This is a genomic window from Symbiobacterium ostreiconchae, assembly GCF_055396975.1.
In genome coordinates this window covers 2684539-2700500 of the sequence record NZ_AP042454.1, presented here as the reverse complement: position 1 = coordinate 2700500, position 15962 = coordinate 2684539, and the positions used below count along the sequence as shown (strand labels likewise).

The 15962-nt window shown below is 71.0% G+C and carries 15 protein-coding genes; 4 read left to right on the top strand and 11 right to left on the bottom strand.

The features are described 5' to 3' along the window. Positions 1-31 precede the first annotated feature (31 nt). Together asnS and ACZ5UM_RS13065 are read right to left on the bottom strand one after the other, a co-directional pair. Positions 32-1345: an asparagine--tRNA ligase gene (gene asnS, locus ACZ5UM_RS13070; RefSeq protein WP_464844724.1), complete on the bottom strand. Its 1314-nt coding sequence runs from the start codon at positions 1343-1345 to the stop codon at positions 32-34. A gap of 111 nt (positions 1346-1456) precedes the next feature. After that, positions 1457-2290 (bottom strand): DegV family protein, encoded by an 834-nt coding sequence (locus ACZ5UM_RS13065; protein WP_464844723.1) that lies wholly within the window; start codon positions 2288-2290, stop codon positions 1457-1459. A gap of 231 nt (positions 2291-2521) precedes the next feature. On the opposite strand from ACZ5UM_RS13065, the gene ACZ5UM_RS13060 reads away from it, so the two are divergent. After that, positions 2522-3589 (top strand): L,D-transpeptidase, encoded by a 1068-nt coding sequence (locus tag ACZ5UM_RS13060; protein WP_464844721.1) that lies wholly within the window; start codon positions 2522-2524, stop codon positions 3587-3589. A gap of 57 nt (positions 3590-3646) precedes the next feature. On the opposite strand, the gene ACZ5UM_RS13055 is transcribed toward ACZ5UM_RS13060, so the two are convergent. The 9 genes from ACZ5UM_RS13055 to ACZ5UM_RS13015 form a co-directional block, all read right to left on the bottom strand. Continuing rightward, positions 3647-4684: a DUF4349 domain-containing protein gene (locus ACZ5UM_RS13055; protein WP_464844719.1), complete on the bottom strand. Its 1038-nt coding sequence runs from the start codon at positions 4682-4684 to the stop codon at positions 3647-3649. A gap of 279 nt (positions 4685-4963) precedes the next feature. Then, positions 4964-6490 carry an acyl-CoA carboxylase subunit beta gene (locus ACZ5UM_RS13050; protein WP_464844718.1) on the bottom strand — a complete coding sequence of 509 codons (1527 nt, stop codon included), beginning with the start codon at positions 6488-6490 and terminating at the stop codon, positions 4964-4966. Positions 6491-6555: 65 nt separating this feature from the next. Beyond that, positions 6556-7521, bottom strand: coding sequence for a hypothetical protein (locus ACZ5UM_RS13045; protein WP_464844716.1), 966 nt, complete (start codon positions 7519-7521; stop codon positions 6556-6558). Between the two features lie 27 nt (positions 7522-7548). Continuing rightward, on the bottom strand, positions 7549-8319 hold the full coding sequence (locus ACZ5UM_RS13040) for an enoyl-CoA hydratase-related protein (protein ID WP_464844715.1): 771 nt from the start codon (positions 8317-8319) through the stop codon (positions 7549-7551). A gap of 2 nt (positions 8320-8321) precedes the next feature. Further along, a complete protein-coding gene (locus ACZ5UM_RS13035) occupies positions 8322-9167 on the bottom strand; it encodes a hypothetical protein (RefSeq protein WP_464844713.1) in 846 nt (281 codons plus the stop codon). Between the two features lie 6 nt (positions 9168-9173). Next, a complete protein-coding gene (locus ACZ5UM_RS13030; RefSeq protein ID WP_464844711.1) occupies positions 9174-9497 on the bottom strand; it encodes an AtuA-related protein in 324 nt (107 codons plus the stop codon). Positions 9498-9500: 3 nt separating this feature from the next. Then, positions 9501-10868: an acyclic terpene utilization AtuA family protein gene (locus ACZ5UM_RS13025; RefSeq protein ID WP_464844710.1), complete on the bottom strand. Its 1368-nt coding sequence runs from the start codon at positions 10866-10868 to the stop codon at positions 9501-9503. A gap of 15 nt (positions 10869-10883) precedes the next feature. Next, positions 10884-11090: an acetyl-CoA carboxylase biotin carboxyl carrier protein subunit gene (locus tag ACZ5UM_RS13020; protein WP_464844709.1), complete on the bottom strand. Its 207-nt coding sequence runs from the start codon at positions 11088-11090 to the stop codon at positions 10884-10886. Between the two features lie 179 nt (positions 11091-11269). Continuing rightward, complete coding sequence (locus tag ACZ5UM_RS13015; protein ID WP_464844707.1) at positions 11270-12415, bottom strand: acyl-CoA dehydrogenase family protein; 1146 nt, start codon at positions 12413-12415, stop codon at positions 11270-11272. Between the two features lie 204 nt (positions 12416-12619). On the opposite strand from ACZ5UM_RS13015, the gene ACZ5UM_RS13010 reads away from it, so the two are divergent. The 3 genes from ACZ5UM_RS13010 (at position 12620) to ACZ5UM_RS13000 (ending at position 15912) form a co-directional block, all read left to right on the top strand. After that, a complete protein-coding gene (locus ACZ5UM_RS13010) occupies positions 12620-13924 on the top strand; it encodes a hypothetical protein (RefSeq protein ID WP_464844706.1) in 1305 nt (434 codons plus the stop codon). Positions 13925-13996: 72 nt separating this feature from the next. Further along, the gene (locus ACZ5UM_RS13005; protein WP_464844704.1) at positions 13997-15058 is read left to right on the top strand and encodes a DUF3048 domain-containing protein; all 1062 of its coding nucleotides are present in this window, start codon (positions 13997-13999) and stop codon (positions 15056-15058) included. A 68-nt stretch (positions 15059-15126) separates the two neighbouring features. Next, the gene (locus ACZ5UM_RS13000; protein WP_464844703.1) at positions 15127-15912 is read left to right on the top strand and encodes a serine hydrolase; all 786 of its coding nucleotides are present in this window, start codon (positions 15127-15129) and stop codon (positions 15910-15912) included. The last annotated feature ends 50 nt before the right edge of the window (positions 15913-15962 follow it).

Here is a 15962-nt window from a genome sequence, read left to right as displayed (position 1 = left end):
TTTCTGTCTCCGGCCGGCCGCGCGGCTCCGCTTACGGATGCAGGCGGTTCAGCAGGCGCGGGAAGGGGATGGTCTCGCGCACGTGGTCGAGGCCGCAGATCCAGGCCACGGTCCGCTCAACGCCCAGGCCGAAACCGGAGTGCGGGACCGAGCCGAACCGGCGCAGGTCGTAGTACCAGCCGTAGGTCTCCATGTCCAGGCCGTGCTCCTCGAAGCGGCGCTTCAGCAGCTCCGGGTCGTGAATGCGCTCGGAGCCGCCGATGATCTCGCCGTAGCCCTCGGGAGCCAGCAGGTCCGCGCCCAGGACGACCTCGGGGTTCTCGGGGTCAGGCTGCATGTAGAAAGCCTTGACCTTCACCGGGAACTTCTCGACGAAGACCGGCTTCTCAAACTGCTGCGTGAGCACCGTCTCATGGGGGGCGCCGAAGTCCTCGCCCCACTCGATGGGCTCCCAGTCATCCCCGGGCCGGTGCAGCTTCTTCAGCATCTCCACGGCCTCGGTGTACGTGATCCGCGGGAAGGGAGGCTCCACCTTCTCCAGCAGTGCGGTGTCGCGGCCCAGGGTCTTCAGCTCCGAAGCCCGGCGCTCCAGCACCCGCTTGACGACGTAGCTGACCATCTCCTCCTGCAGCTTCAGGTTGTCCTCGTGGGTGAAGTAGGCGGCCTCCGGCTCCACCATCCAGAACTCGATCAGGTGGCGGCGGGTCTTGGACTTCTCGGCCCGGAAGGTGGGACCGAAGGTGTAGACCCGGCCCAGCGCCATGGCGGTCGCCTCGACGTGAAGCTGGCCCGACTGGCTGAGGTAGGCCGGCTCATCATTGACGTACGTCGTCTCAAACAGGTTCGCGCCGCCCTCGGCCGCCGTGCCCATCAGGATGGGCGACTCGGTCAGGACGAAGCCGTTGTCCTGCAGGAACTGGTGGATCGCCATGGTGATCTCGTTGCGGATGCGCAGGATCGCCACCTGGCGGGAGGAGCGCACCCAGAGGTGCCGGTGGTCCATCAGGAACTCCGTCCCGTGCTCCTTCTTGGTGATGGGATACTCCTCGGCGATCTGCACAATCTGCAGGTCCTGCACGCCGATCTCGTACCCGCCGGGCGCGCGCTCGTCCTTGCGCACGGTCCCCCGGATGACGATCGAGGACTCCTGCGTCAGCCGCTTGCCGGCCTCGAAGATCTCGGGCGGCACGTCCCGGATGAACAGCACCGCCTGACAGACGCCCGTCCCGTCGCGGAAGATGATGAACTGGATCTTGCCCGAACTCCGGTAGTTCTGCACCCAGCCGCGCAGCTCCACCGTCTGGCCTTCGTACTGCGGCAGCTCACGAACGGTTACCCATTTCATGACAGCTGTTCCTCCTGCATGGCATCAACGTCACTCCTGATGATACCACGCGTGACGCAGATCTGGAAAATGATTTGGGAACGCACGGCAGCCACGCCCCCTGTGGACCCCTCACTCCAGCGTCAGCGTGGCGATGCCCAGCGCGCCTTCGCCCGCGTGCGCCGCCAGGGCCGGCCCGGCCTCGGCCACCAGCGCCTCTGCGCAGCGGAACCGGCCGCCGATCTCCTGCAGCAGGCTGTGCGCCGCCGCCTCGGCGTTGGTGTGTACCACGGCCAGGTGCACTTCCCGCCCGCCTGCCCCTGCCTCGGCGAGGGCCACCATCTGCTCCACCGCCTGGCGCCAGCCCCGCACGGTGCGCACCACGTCGATCCGGGACTGCCCGACGTAGAGCACCGGCTTGATGGCCAGCAGGCCGGCCACCAGCGACTGGCTCAGCGATACCCGGCCGGACCGGCGAAGCTGGGTCAGCTGCGGGATCGCTGCGAACAGCGCGGCCCTCTCCCTCAGCCGCGCCACCATCTGCCGGAGCTCCGTCAGGGTCGCACCCTGCCTAGCGGCCCGCGCGGCCGCCAGCACCTGCAGGCCCATGCCCATCGATGTGGAGCCCGAGTCCACCACCGTCACCGCACCGGCGGGCAGGGCCGCGGCCGCCATGCGTGCCGCGTTGATCAGCCCCGATTTGGTCTCCATGATGTGAATCGACAGCACCGGCTCACCGCCGCGGCTGAGGCTGCGGTAGAGCTCCTCGAACTCGGCAGGGGACGGCGTCGAGGTGGTGGGCGGCGGCTCAGACGACAGCAGCTCGTAGAACCGGCCGGCCTCCTCCACGCCGCCGGTGAAGACCGTCGATCCGAAGTGGACGGGCACGGGGACCACCGTGATGGACAGCGCCTCGCACAGGTCTGGCGGGATTCCTGCGCTGCTGTCGGTGACGATGCGAATCAAAACCGGACCCCCAATTCGCTGCCAGGTCTTGCCGGCAGGTTTCCTCCTGCTTCGACAGCGATGCGGTTCTTCCTGCAGTGTGCCTCCCGCGCCGGTCGTTCACACAGCCAGACCCGGCAGCCGCCGATCCGTCCGCCCGGGAATTTGCCGCGTCCTGCAAATGAATGGAGTCAAAACTAGAAGATAGGTTATAATCAAGACAACATATGGAGTCGCGGAGGAGGGATGCCCATGTCCCACCTGCACGAACCGGAACGGCGGCGTTCGGCCCGGCGCGAGTGGCGCCGGCGGGAGGCCCGGCGCAGGCGCTACGCCCGCAGGCGGGCCGTGGCGCTGCTGACGCTGGCCGGACTGCTCGTGGGGCTGGGCTTCGGCGTGCGGTGGGCCGTCATCCGCATTCGCCAGGCGGTGGCGCCCCCGGCGGACGCCCCCGCCGCGACCGAACCGGGCGACGCGCACCCCGACATCCTGCCGTTCACGCCCGCCCAGGTGCTCACGGTACCAGATCTCACCGGCGACGGCGTCCCCGAGCGGGTCGCGGTCTCGCCCAGCGAGGCCGGCCGGATGCAGCTGGCGCTCTACACGGAATCCGGCAAGGATGCCGCGCTGCTGGGGCAGACGGTCACCGTGCCCGAAGGGACCGTCGAAGTGACAGACCTTCCCCGTGCGCAGGGCGTGGTGGTCTGGCGCGGCACGCTGCCCGGCGGGGGCGACCCCGCGGCGGTCTCCGTGGGCGGGGAGCCCGCCCTGGAAGCCCGGGGCGGCGAGCCCTTCTTCCGGGCCTGGCAGCCCGACCCCGACCACGGATTGGTGCCCGCCGACTACTACGCGGCGCTGGCGCCCCTCACCCCGCCCGAACCCACGGTGATCCTCGTGGACAAGGGGCTGAACGTGCTCTGGTATTACGAGGACGGCGAGCTGGTCCAGACCGCCCGGGTCTCCACCGGAAGCCACATCGACGGCCCGGCCCCGTCCGCCCTCAACTGGGAGGAAAACCGGCTGACCCCCACCGGCCGGTTCACGGTCATCCACATGGCGCCGGGAGTGCCGTATTATAAGGAGGGCATCGACGCCCTGGACCCCGCCAACCCCCTGGGCACACGCTGGATCGGCTTCAGCGTGTTCGAGGGCGACGGCGGACAGCTCTGGGCCATCCACGGCACCAACGCCCCCGAGGCGCTGGGCCGGTGGAACTCCGAGGGATCGGTGGTCATGAGCAATGGCGAGGTGGAGCAGCTCTACGACCGGGTAGAGCTGGGCACGCCGGTCATCATCGTGAACAGCCTGGAAGGTTCGTAGGCTCGGCCTCACGCACCGGCGACCGCCTGCACGAGGCGGTCGCCGGTGCGCGTCGGTTCACTCGCCGCCGGGCTGAGCCTCCGGTCCGCCCGGGCCGTCTCCGTCCTGCGCCGGGCCCGAGGTTCTGCCCGGGCCGGGTCCGCTCTGCGCGCCCCCGGCTCCCGCGCCCGGCGGCCTGCGCCGGCCCTGGGCTGCCCGCACGATGAGCCAGATCAGCAGGGCGATGATGCCGCCCAGGAGGACCAGGAAGAGCAGACCGGGGATCAGCGCCACGAGCCAGATCAGCAGCTCCTGGGCCGCGGCGATGGTGGCGTTCCACGAGAAGAGGAAGGCGTCGCGCATGCGCTCACCCAGGGTCTGGGGGCTCCGCGACGGTGCGGGCACACCGGGCTCGTACAGGCTGATGGAGATGGTGCTGAAGGCCACCTGGTTGGCGAGGAAGTTGTAGCGGCCCTTCAGCGACTCCAGGTCGGCGGTCACCCGGGCGATCTCCCGCTCCAGCTCGATCATCTCCGTGACCGAGCCGCTGCGCTCGTACAGCTTGTTCAGCTGGGCCAGGTGCGCCTCCGCGGTCTCGATGCGCGCCTCCAGGTCCAGGTACTCCTCCGTGACATCGTTGGTCCACTGGTGCAGGCTGTGCACCTCGCCCAGACTGCGCAGCAGATCCAGCAGCGAGCCGTAGGCGCCGGCCGGCACCCGCACCCGCATCGTCACGCGGCGGCCCTGTTCGCGGGTCCCCGACATCTGGTTGTCCTGGACGTACCCGCCCGCCCTCTCCAGGGCGTCGCGAATGGCCCCGAGCGCCTCATCCACGTCCTTGACGCTGAGCTCGACCTCAGCGTTCTGGATGATCTTCCGGTCCAGCGCGGGCGCAACGGTTCCGCCGGTAAGGCTGCCGCTGTCGGCTGCGCCGGATCCCTCGCCGGGAGACGGTGCCGGGCTCTCCGCCGCCGGAGCGCTGGGCGCGACGCCCGCGGCGCCCCGCCCACCCGGGCTGCCGCCGGACCGGGACGCATCGTTCTGTGCTGCGCCGCATCCGCTGAGGGTCAGGGCCAGGACCAACAGGAGCGCGATCCAGATGCTTCTCTTTCTCATCGGCGGGCAACCCCTCTCTGTGCATATGCCTCCGCCAGATAGACGCTTCAGGCCCGGCCGCCGTTTCTCCGGCCCCTGCGCCCCCCCCCGGCTGGCCTTTCCCGGGCACGAGAAAAGTGGTGCGCGATCCGCGCACCACCTCCGCGCCCGGCGCCTGCACGGCGCTCGCCGCCTGCACCGGCTTCATCGCCTGCACGGCCGTCGGCTCCTGCACGGCCTTCGACACCTGCTCCGGCGTCAGCGCCGACACCCCGTCAGCTCCTGCACCGACGCCAGCGCCTATACCGGCGTCACCGGCCGCTTCTTGGCCGGCCAGTTCTGCTGTCGGGTCTCGTAGAAGGCGAACCGGGCCAGCAGTTCCTCCCGGATCCGCTCGAAGGGGACGATCGCGTCGACGATCAGCTCCGACGCCAGCCGGTAGATGTCGATGTCCCGCTGGTACTCCGCCCGCAGCCTGGCCACGTAGGTCGGCCGCTCCTCGGGCGGCAGTTCGGCGATCTTATTGGCGTAAACGGCGTTGACCGCGGCCTCCGGCCCCATGACCGCGATGGACGCCGTCGGCAAGGCCAGAGTGCAGTCCGGCTCAAAGGCGGGCCCGGCCATGGCGTAGAGACCGGCGCCGTAGGCCTTGCGCACCACCAGGCAGATCTTCGGCACCGACGCCTCGCTGACCGCGGCGATGAACTTGGCCCCGTGCCGGATGATGCCCTGCCGCTCCACCTTCGTCCCGATCATGAACCCGGGCACGTCTGCCAGGAACAGCAGCGGGATCTCGAACGCGTCGCAGAGCCAGATGAACCGGGCGGCCTTGTCGGCCGAGTCGACGAAGAGCACGCCGCCCTTCACCCGGGGCTGGTTGGCCACGATCCCCACGACGCGGCCGCCGATGCGGGCGAAGCCCGTGATCAGCTCAGGGGCGAAACGCTTCTTGATCTCAAACCAGGAGCCCTCGTCGATGATCCGGTCGATCAGCTCGTACATGTCGAAGGCGGCGTTCTGGTTGACCGGGACGATCTCCTCCAGCGAACGCCCGGGCTTCGGGTCCGCCGGCGCCGCCGCGGCCGGCCGCTCGCCCGTGCGCTGCGGGAAGTAGCTGAGGTAGCGGCGGGCGAGCTGGATGGCCTCCTCCTCCGTCTCGCAGAGCACGTCGCCGCAGCCGGAGACCGCGGTGTGCATCTCCGCGCCGCCCATCTCCTCCAGCGTCACCTTCTCGCCGATCACCATCTCGGCCATGCGGGGCGAACCCAGGTACATGGAGGCGTTGCCCTTCACCATGAAGACCACGTCGCAGAAGGCCGGAATGTACGCGCCGCCGGCCGCGCTGGGGCCGAACAGCAGGCAGATCTGCGGCACCAGCCCGCTCAGCCGCACCTCGTTGTAGAAGATGCGGCCGGCGTGCCGGCGGCCCGGGAACATCTCCACCTGGTCGGTGATGCGCGCGCCCGCAGAATCCACCAGGTAGAAGATCGGAATCCGCAGGCGCTCGGCCGTCTCCTGGATCCGCAGGATCTTCTCCACCGTGCGGGCCCCCCACGATCCCGCCTTGACGGTGGAGTCGTTGGCCATGACCGCCACCGGACGGCCGTCGATCCGCCCCAGACCGGTGATGACGCCGTCTGCCGGCAGGTCCTCGGCCATGCAGTTCGCGAACAGGCCGTCCTCCACGAAGGAACCCTCGTCCAGAAGCAGCCGGATCCGCTCCCGGGCGAACAGCTTGCCCCGGGCCTTGGCCTGCTCGTGGTACTTGGGTGCGCCTCCCTGCTTGATCCGCGCCTCCCGCGCCCTCAGCTCCGCATCCAGGCTCATCGCCCTCTCCCCCTCTGCCGATTCTGCTGTGTGCCCGCCGGCGCCCGGTTCGGGATCCTGCCGGGCTAGCGCAGCGCCCGCAGGGCCCGCTCGATGGCCTCGATCCCCTCCGTCTCCGCGGCCAGGGCGCGATCCAGGCAGCCGGCCACCTCGACGCGCCGCTCCGCCAGCGCCTCCCCGGGGTAGGGCACGAGCGCCTCCGCCTCCCCCAGGGCCCCGGCCGCGCGCCGGTAGGCCTCCGCCGCCCGGCCCAGCGACGCCGCCTCCGGATACCGGCCGGCCAGCTCCGCCAGGTACGCGGCGGCATCCGTGCGGGCCGCGTGCAGCACACGGAGGTTGTAGCTGTGGCCCCGGCCAGGTTCGGGCCCGTGCAGCGGCAGGCTGGTCGTGGCCAGCGTCGTCCGCCAGAACCGGTAGGCCTGCCGCCCGTGCTGCAGCCACAGGTCGCGCGCCGGCGGCGCCCAGAAGTGGTCGACGGCGAACCGGAGCGAGGCGACCTCCGCCGCCCGCCGGTCGAAATCCGGACGCATGTCCAGCAGCGTGATCACCTCGGCCCGGGTGAACGCCGCATGGGCCGCGGGCGGCCAGTCCGCCACGTCCATCCACCGGGGCACATCCGGCGCTTCCGGGGTCAGGCAGGCCCACCGGTCCCCGTCGACCCCCACCACCAGGCCGTACTCCTCGGACGCGAGCAGATCGTAGACGATCGCCGGCCGCCCGCCCTCCACGGCCCGCGCTACCCGCCCGATCACCTCCGCGCGCACGTCCGCGTAGTCCGGGTCGGACGGGCGGGCGGCCACCCGCTTGAACCAGACCCCCAGCCGCTCCCAGAGCGGGATGACCTCGTGGAAGTTCAGGGTGTGCGGGGCCGAAGGCGACACCACCAGGTCCAGCGTCAGCCGGAAGGCGTGACCGGTGACGCCGGCGAGGTAGGCGGGTTCCAGCCGGCGCCCCGCGTGGGCCAGCAGTCCGCCCAGCGCGCCCAGCAGCGTGATCCGGTGCTCCATCAAGGCGACGTCGTTCAGCAGCAACGTTCTCCCTCCGCTTGTGCAGCGCTCTCATTCACCCCGGAACGCCGGTGGGCGCCGTTCAGCAAAGGCCCGCAGCCCCTCCAGCCGGTCCCGGGTCGGCACAATCGACCGGTACTCCTGCCACTCGGCGGCCAGGGCCGCCGCCAGGCCGGGGCCGGCGTCGATGGCCCGCTTGGCGGCCCGCACGGCCAGCGGCGCCTGCCTGGCGATCTCCTCCGCCAGGGCCCGGGCGGCCTCCAGCAGCTCGGCCCGCGGGACCACCCGGTTCACCAGGCCGAGCGCCAGGGCTTCGTCCGCGCGCAGGCGCCGGGCGGTGAAGATCAGCTCTTTGGCCCGCGCCGGCCCGACCAGCGCGGGCAGCCGTGCGCAGCCGCCGGCGCCGGGGATGATGCCCCAGCCCACCTCGGTGAGGCCCATCTGGGCGTCGTCCGCAGCCAGCCGGATGTCGCAGGCGAGCGCCAGCTCCAGCCCGCCGCCGAAGGCCATGCCGTGGATGGCGGCGATGACCGGCATCGGCAGCTGGGCGACGCTGTTCACGGCCGAGCGCAGGGCGTGCACCGTCTCCAGCACCGCCGGCTCGTCCATCCCCTGCCGCTCCTTCAGGTCGGCGCCGCTGCAGAAGGACTTCGCCTCCCCGCCGTGCACGATCACCGCCCGCACGGAGGGATCCGCCGCGAGCTGATGGGCTGCCGCCTGCAGATCCTGCACGACCTGCCGGGAGAGCGCGTTGTGCCGCCCGGGGTTGTGGAGGGCCAGCCATACGATTGCCCCTTCCCGGGTCAAACGCACTTTCTCCATCCTCACCCCTCCTCCTCACGGCCGACGGGCCGCCGCGGCGTCAGCCCGAACCCCCGGAAGGCCCGCAGCGCGCCCAGGGTGACCTCCACCCGGCCGCCATCCCCGTCACCTGGCGGGGCCGGCCAGCCGCCGTCGGGCTCCTGCAGACCGGAGAGGTGCTGCAGCAGCTCCACCGCCAGGCCCAGGTGGCGCGCCGCCAGCCCCAGTTCGACGAAGGTGGCAAGCCACAGGCCCAGGTCGGCCGCCGACAGCACCCGGCCCCGCAGGTGCGCGTACACCGCATCCGCCGGCTGTCCGCCCGGGCCGGTCTCCGGGAGCCGGCCCCACAGCGCCGCCGCGAGGACGAGCGCCGGGCTGTCCGCCCGGTCCAGGTCCCCGTCCAGCGCGGTCCGCAGCCATCTGGCGCCGCGCACGATGGGATCGGGGTGGTCGGACTCCATCACCAGCAGCGTGTACGCCGCCCGCGCCGTGAGGATCGCCTGCGCCGGCCGGTCCGGGGCTGCCCCGGACTCCAGCCATGACCCGTCCACCTGCTGGGACCGGCGCAGGAAGGAGACGGCCCGCCCGGCCATCGGCGACCCGGCCAGGGGCGGGATGTCCCGCAGCCAGGACAGGACGGCGCAGGTCGCCGCCACGGAGGACTCGCCGGGGGCGGCCAGCCCGAAACCGGCCGCGGCGCCGGCCGGGAAGCCGCCGTCGGGGTTCTGCATCCCCTCCAGCGCCCTCACCACTGCGCGGTCCGGCTGCTCCCTGCCCAGGATCCCCTCCAGGCGTGCTGCATCCACAGCGTTCCCGTGGGCCAGGACGAAAGCCCTGGCCCGTGCCGCGTCGATCTGCGGAAGTGCCACAAAGAGTTACTCCTCTACCGTGATCTCCATGCGCAGCAGGGCGGCGGCGAAGGTCTTGCCCAGGTTGTCGCTGCGCAGCGACCGGGGAGCGCCGCCGCCCAGTGCGCCGTGTACCACGAATTTCAACGCCTGGACGTTGGGCACCTCCCACCGCTCGACCGGGCCGGTGGCAACCGGCCGGAAGTACTCGGCCACCCGTTCCTTGGTGACGTGCTTGCGGATGATCTCCCAGGCCGCGTCGTCGTTGGCGAACAGGGAAATGTCCGAGGCGTCGCCCTTGTCGCCCGAGCGGGCGTGGCAGATGTCGATCAGCCGGATCCGCCTGGCCACCGGCTACACCTCCTCCACCTGGATCTGTACATAGGGTTCGATCAGCTCCCGCGGGATGAGGGTCGACCACAGACCCATCAGCTCCCGGGGCTGCGGCGTGCCCGCGACGGCAGAGGCCGTGGGCGGGCCGGAGAGGAGCAGCGGCGGGAACTCCCGGGCCAGGATCTCGCAGTCCTTCTTGTTCCGGGTGCGGATGGCGATGCGCAGCCGCACCTCGTTGACCTGGTCCTCGTCCGCCGGCTCGGGGGCGAGGGCGCCCCACAGGGAGTTGATGCCGATGTACTCCTCGTGGATCTCCTCGGGCCGGACCCCCTGCATCTCCAGCCGGGCCCGGATAATCTGCGCCGCCCGCTTGGCCTTGCTGTAGGCCTTCGGCCAACTGAACGAGATGTAGCCTTCCCCCATCCAGCCGTCCGCGTACCCCAGCAGGGCCTTGAGCGTCGGCGGCGCCGGCCGGCCCTTGGTGCCGCTCACCCGGACACGGTTCTCGCCCACCTGCTCGATCCGCGTGGTGGTCAGGTCGCAGATCACATCCGGGGTGATATAGGTGGTGGGGTCGTGGATCTCGTAGAGGAATTGCTCCTTCACGCTCTTCAGGTCCACCCGGCCGCCGGTGCCCGGCGGCTTGGTGAGCACGAAGGACCCGTCCTCGCTGACCTCGGCGACGGGGAAGCCGATGCGGTGCAGATCGGGGATGTCCTCCCAGCCCACCTGGTAGTTGCCGCCGCTCACCTGGCCGGAGCACTCCATCAGGTGGCCGAGGACGATCCCCTGGGCCAGCCGGTCCCAGTCGTCCCGGGCCCAGCCGAACTCGTGGATCAGCGGCCCCAGGAACTGGGCGGTGTCGGTGGTGCGGCCGGTGATCACCACGTCTGCCCCGGTGGCCAGGGCGTCGGCCACCACCTGCGCCCCCAGGTAGACCGAGGCGAAGAGCACCCGGTCCCGGATGTCCCCCAGGGCCTGACCCGTCTCCCTGTCTGCGAAGGTGACCCCCTGCGCCGCCAGCTCGTCCAGCCGGTCGTAGATATCGTCGCCCGTGACGCAGGCCACCTTCAGCCGGAGCCCCAGCTCCCGGGCGACGTCGGCCACCGCCCGGGCTGCGCCCCGGGGGTTGATGCCGCCGGCGTTGGTGATCAGCCGGATGCCCCTCTCCTTCGCGATGGGCAGGAGGTTGCGCATCATGGGGACCACGTCGCGGGTGTAGCCCGCGGTGGGGTCCTTGCGCCGCCCCTTCTCCAGGATGGCCAGCGTCAGCTCAGCCAGCGTGTCGAAGCTGATGTACTTCACGTCGCCGTAGCGGGCCACGTCCAGCACCGGCAGGAGCGAATCGCCGTAGAACCCCTGCCCGGCGCCGATGCGAACGGTGCGCAAAGGCTTCCCCTCCCCTCAGCCGAGCTCGACCACCACGTCGCCCTCGTTGACGAAGTCGCCCTCGCCCACCTTCACCGCCGTCACGGTGCCGCCCACCTCGGCGGTGATAGGGATCTCCATCTTCATCGACTCGAGGATCACCACGTCCTGGCCGGGGCTCACCGCATCGCCCGGCTTCACCAGCACCTTCCAGACCGTCCCCGCCATGCTCGCCCTGATCACTGCTTTTCCTCCTCCTTTGCCTGTCTTGCGTGCTGCGCCATCCGCGCCGGATTCGGCGCTGCTCCGCCTCGTAGCCGGATGTCGTCGCCCGGTACGGGTCGCCTCGGGCAGGCCGAGCCGCTCCCGCACGGCCGCCTCCAGCCGGGAGACCCGCTCGCCCAGCCGCCAGACGCCACGCCCTAACACCCCACTTGCCGGGCGATCACCAGCCGCTGGATCTCGCTGGTGCCCTCGCCGATCTCGGTCAGCTTCGCGTCCCGCCAGAAGCGGGAGACCGGCAGATCCTCCATGTAGCCCGCGCCGCCGTGGATCTGGATTGCCTGGTTCGCGGCCCGCACCGCCGTCTCGGAGGCGAAGAGCTTCGCCATCGCCGCCTCCTTGGTGAACGGGCGCCCCTGGTCCTTCAGCCAGGCCGCCTTCAGCACCATGTTCCGGGCCAGCTCGATCTCCATCGCCATGTCCGCCAGCTTGAACTGGATGGCCTGGAACCTGGAGATGGACTGGCCGAACTGCACCCGCTGCCGGGCGTAGGCCAGGGCCGCGTCGAAAGCCGCCTGGGCGATGCCCACCGCCATCGCGCCGATGGAGATCCGCCCGCCGTCCAGCGTCACCATGAACTGCCGGAAGCCCTCCCCCTCACGGCCCAGCAGGGCGTCGGCCGGCAGCCGCACGTTCTCGAAGAACAGCGGCCGCGTGTCGGACGAGCGCAGGCCCATCTTGTCGTACGCCGGCCCGATGGTGAACCCCGGGGTCGGGTTGGGCACGATGAAGGCGCTGATCCCCCGGTGCCCCTGCCCGGGCTGGGTGACGGCGGTGCACACGATGTAGCCGCAGTAGTTGGCGTTGGTGATGAAGATCTTGGCGCCGTTCAGCACCCACCCGTTGCCGTCCCGGACCGCCGTGGTCTTGGTGGCGGCCGAGTCGGACCCGGCGCCGGGCTCGGTCAGGCCGAAGGAGGCCAGGTACTCGCCCCGGGCCGCCCCCGGCAGCCAGCGCTCCTTCTGTTCCTCGGTGCCGAAGTAGTAGACCGGCCCCATGCCGATGGAGCAGTGCGCCGCCAGGGTGATGCCCAGCGACCCGTCCACCCGGCTGATCTCCTCCACCGCCAGGGCATAGGCCACCGTATCCCCGCCCGTCCCCCCGTACTTCTCCGGGAAGGGGATGCCCATCAGCCCCAGCTCGCCCATCTTGCGCACCAGCTCGACCGGGAACCTGCCGGTCTTGTCCCGTTCCGCCGCGCCGGGGGCGACCTCGCCCTCGGCGAACTCGCGCGCCAGGTTGCGGATCATCTGCTGTTCCTGGCTCAGGTCGAAGTTCAGGCTCATCCCACCGCCCCTTCCTTTCCCCCACGCAGTGGTGGCGACAGAACCGTTGGCCTTGTGTTTACTGTTCGCTTATTCGCACTCTCCGCAACGGATTCCTGCCGCATGTGACAAAATATGCGCTGTCGGCAGAAAAACGTCACATCACATGACCGGGGGCCGGTCCGCATAAGGTCTCTTGGAAGTGAGTGCACGGGAGGGAGTCGCATGGCAGTCATTCAGCCGCCTGGCCTGGCCGTCGCCAGGCTGACGGAACTGAGACCGGCCCGGTCCCACCGCTACCACGACGGCAAGCCGATGGAAGGGTTCTGCCTCATCACCTCCGACTCGGGGTTCAGCCGGGTGACGCTGCACGTGGAGAATGGACAGACCCTGACCGACCGCTCGGGCAGCGGTGGGTTCTACTACGAGGGCTGGCTGGTGGGTCCGGCAGGCGTGGTGAGCCTGGGCGCGTTCAACCTGGGGCCCGACGGCCGGGGGAGCGCCACCCGGGTCGTCGCCGCGTCGCAGGTCCAGCCCGGGCGGGCGGAGCAGGTGCGGGTCACGGTGGAGCCTTTCGGCGGCAGCCGGGCCGGGGCCATCGCCGTGCTGGAGGGGAAACTGATCTGGCTCGACGCGCCGTCCCCCGCCCTGCAGCCGGGAGCGGCCGCGCCGTTCACGCCCTTCGGCCCGCCAGCCAGCCAACTGCCCGGTCAGCCTGCCGGCAGCTTCGCCGGACCTGCCGACGGGCCCGCAGGCGGCGCGGGCAGCACCGGTTCGGTAAGCCCATTCACCGGCGACTTCGCGGGGTCCGCCGCGGCCCCGTCCGCCGGGTTCACCGCGCCCGATCCGGCTAACCAGGCGGCAACGGGTGTGGCCGTCCTGCCGCCGCAGGACGCGCCCGGCGCCTCCGCCGCCGGTGGCTCCCCCGCCGCCCCGGCCGGCCAGCCAGAAGGCGGCGCCGCACCCGGGCAGGCCCCGCCGGCGGACCGCGCAGCCGGGGGCGGAGCGCCCGCCGCCCAGACGGAGGCGGAGCCCCCGGCGGCGGAGTCCGGCGAACCCAGCCCCGGCGGCCCGGGGCAGGAAGCGGACGCGCAGGCGCCGGCTGCCGGTGCGGCCGCGCCGCAGCCTGTCCCGCGCCACGTCAATCCCCTGTCGGTGCAGGTCCAGCTGGTGCAGCGCCACCCGATGACGCCGCGGGCAACCGGGACCGCCACGCTCAACCTGCGCCGCGGCCACCTCACGCTCGCCCTGCGGGGGCTGCCCAGCCCGACCGCGCTGGGGCGGGACCAGAAGAGCGGACGTCCGTTCAACGCGTACCGCGTCTGGCTGATCAATCAGAAGACCCACATGCGCACGCCGGTCGGCTACTGCGAGCGGGTCTGGGGCGAGAACTTCCGGTTCGAGGCCGACGGTCTGCCACTGAACCGCAGCGACACCATCCTGATCACCGCCGAAGACCGCTCCGTCGCCACGTCCACCGGCCATCCGGCCCCGCAGGTGCTGATCGGCTCCTACGATCCCCGAATCTGACCGCCATATGGAAGTGACTGCACGCAGGGGAATGGGCAGGCGGCATTGAATCACCCCACGGGGTGATTCACAGTGAAACGGAGCCTGCCCATCCTGCTGCTTCTGCTGCTGCTCGCCGGCTGCGCCGGACGGGCGTCGGAGCCTGCGGCGCCGACACCGCCGGAATCCACAGAACAGCCGCCGGCGCCCCCTGATTCCGCCCCCCCGGAGCCCGGGCCGCCGAACGAACCGGATCCGGAACCGACGCTCGCGTCGCCCCCGCTGACCACCGAACCCGTCTGGCTGCTCGCACCGTCAGCCGATGCCCTCTGGGCGGGGCCGGTGTCCGTCGTGGTCGAGAACTCGCCCAGCGCACGGCCCCAGGCCGGGCTGGCCGAGGCCGACCTGGTGGTCGAGACCCTGACCGAAGCCGAGATCACGCGGTTCTTCACCCTGTACTGGTCCGCACCGGCAGGAAAGATCGGCCCCGTCCGCAGCGCCCGCCAGGGGTTCGTCGACATGGCCGACGCCTACAACACGCCCTTCGCCCACTCCGGCGGCAGCGTCGAAGCCCTGGCCATGCTCAGGGCCGCGTGGGGCCCCCGCAACCTGGATGAGATCTACACCGCAGGGGGCTACTTCTTCCGCACCGCCGACCGGGAGCCCCCGCACAACCTCTACACCGGCACCGATCTGCTCGGGCAGGCGATCGTCGACCGCGGCATCCAGATGACGCCCGTGCCCACCACGGCGCGCGCCGAGGCCGTCCCCGCCGTCGGCGGGACCACGGCGGTGGACATCTACTGGCACCGGCTGAACCAGGCCCGCTGGGTGTGGGAGGACGGCCGCTACGTGCGCTACACCGACGGCGTCCGCCACCTGGGCGAGGACGGAGCGCCCCTCACCGCGGTGAACCTGCTCTTCCTGGAGGTGGGCGGCGTCAACCGGGGCGTGGACCTCGGCTGGACCCTCTACCTCTGGGACGGCGGCCCGGCGACGGTGCTGGTGGCCGGCCACCGGTACGAAGGCACGTGGCGGCTGGAACCCGGCGGGTTCGTGCTCTACCCGGCGGAGGGCGGGGAGCTGCCGCTCCTGGCCCCCGGCCCCACCTGGGCCCATCTGATCACCGACGAGTCCGATTTCACCCTGGAATAGGCGCCATCATCCCGGGCCGCCGGCGTATACTCCTGTGACGCGACCTGGCGGACGGAGGGATGGAGCCCATGCCGCGACTCAAACCGTTCCGGCCGGAGGAGCTGACCGCCATCCTGCAGCGGATGGTCAGCGACCTGCCCGGCACGATCGGCGTCCACGTGACCGACCTGATGACCGGCCGTTCGGCCGGCGTCAACCCGATGACGGAGTTCTACGCCGCGAGCACCATCAAGGTCCCCATCGCCATGGCCGTCCTCTGGCTGGCGGACCGGGGAAGGCTCAGCCTGGACGAGACCATCGCCTACCGGCCTGAGGACTACCAGGCGGGCACCGGCATTCTGCAGGCGACGATCCGCCCCGGCGACGAGGTGCCCATCCGGCGGCTGCTGGAGCTGATGATCACCGTCTCGGACAACATCGCCCGCAACATGCTGGAGCGGTTCATCGGCAGCGGAACCATCCGGAACTACATGCTCTCGCTGGGCGTCGCCCCGGCTTACGACCCGCTGGAGACGCCCGTCACCCCCTACGGGATGAACCAGGTGCTCATCGCCCTGGATACCGGCCGCTCCGGTCTCTCACCGGCGTCGACCCGCATGCTCCTGCGCTGGATGGAAGAGGCGGTGTTCCGCCGGCGCATCCCCCGCTACCTGCCGGAGTCCGCGGTGGCGGCCACCAAGGTCGGCAGCCGCGAAGACGAGTTCCACGACATCGGCCTCGTCTACGCCCCCGACCGTTCCTTCGCCATTTCGGTGTTCACGAAGGGGATGACGGAGGCGCAGGCCGAGGAGGCCATCGCCCGGATCGCCGAGGCGGTGTACGAGTACATGGATTCGCTCACCCGGCCGGGGTAGCCCGCGGTTCCGGGGTCCGGTCCCGAATCGGCATCTCCGCCCTCTCCCGG

What these genes read in the sequence shown, in the direction of transcription:
- asnS (WP_464844724.1), bottom strand. Translation starts at nt 1,345, where the DNA reads ATGAAATGGGTAACCGTTCGTGAGCTGCCGCAGTACGAAGGCCAGACG.
- ACZ5UM_RS13060 (WP_464844721.1), top strand. Translation starts at nt 2,522, where the DNA reads ATGTCCCACCTGCACGAACCGGAACGGCGGCGTTCGGCCCGGCGCGAG.
- ACZ5UM_RS13055 (WP_464844719.1), bottom strand. Translation starts at nt 4,684, where the DNA reads ATGAGAAAGAGAAGCATCTGGATCGCGCTCCTGTTGGTCCTGGCCCTG.
- ACZ5UM_RS13050 (WP_464844718.1), bottom strand. Translation starts at nt 6,490, where the DNA reads ATGAGCCTGGATGCGGAGCTGAGGGCGCGGGAGGCGCGGATCAAGCAG.
- ACZ5UM_RS13040 (WP_464844715.1), bottom strand. Translation starts at nt 8,319, where the DNA reads ATGGAGAAAGTGCGTTTGACCCGGGAAGGGGCAATCGTATGGCTGGCC.
- ACZ5UM_RS13015 (WP_464844707.1), bottom strand. Translation starts at nt 12,415, where the DNA reads ATGAGCCTGAACTTCGACCTGAGCCAGGAACAGCAGATGATCCGCAAC.
- ACZ5UM_RS13010 (WP_464844706.1), top strand. Translation starts at nt 12,620, where the DNA reads ATGGCAGTCATTCAGCCGCCTGGCCTGGCCGTCGCCAGGCTGACGGAA.
- ACZ5UM_RS13000 (WP_464844703.1), top strand. Translation starts at nt 15,127, where the DNA reads ATGCCGCGACTCAAACCGTTCCGGCCGGAGGAGCTGACCGCCATCCTG.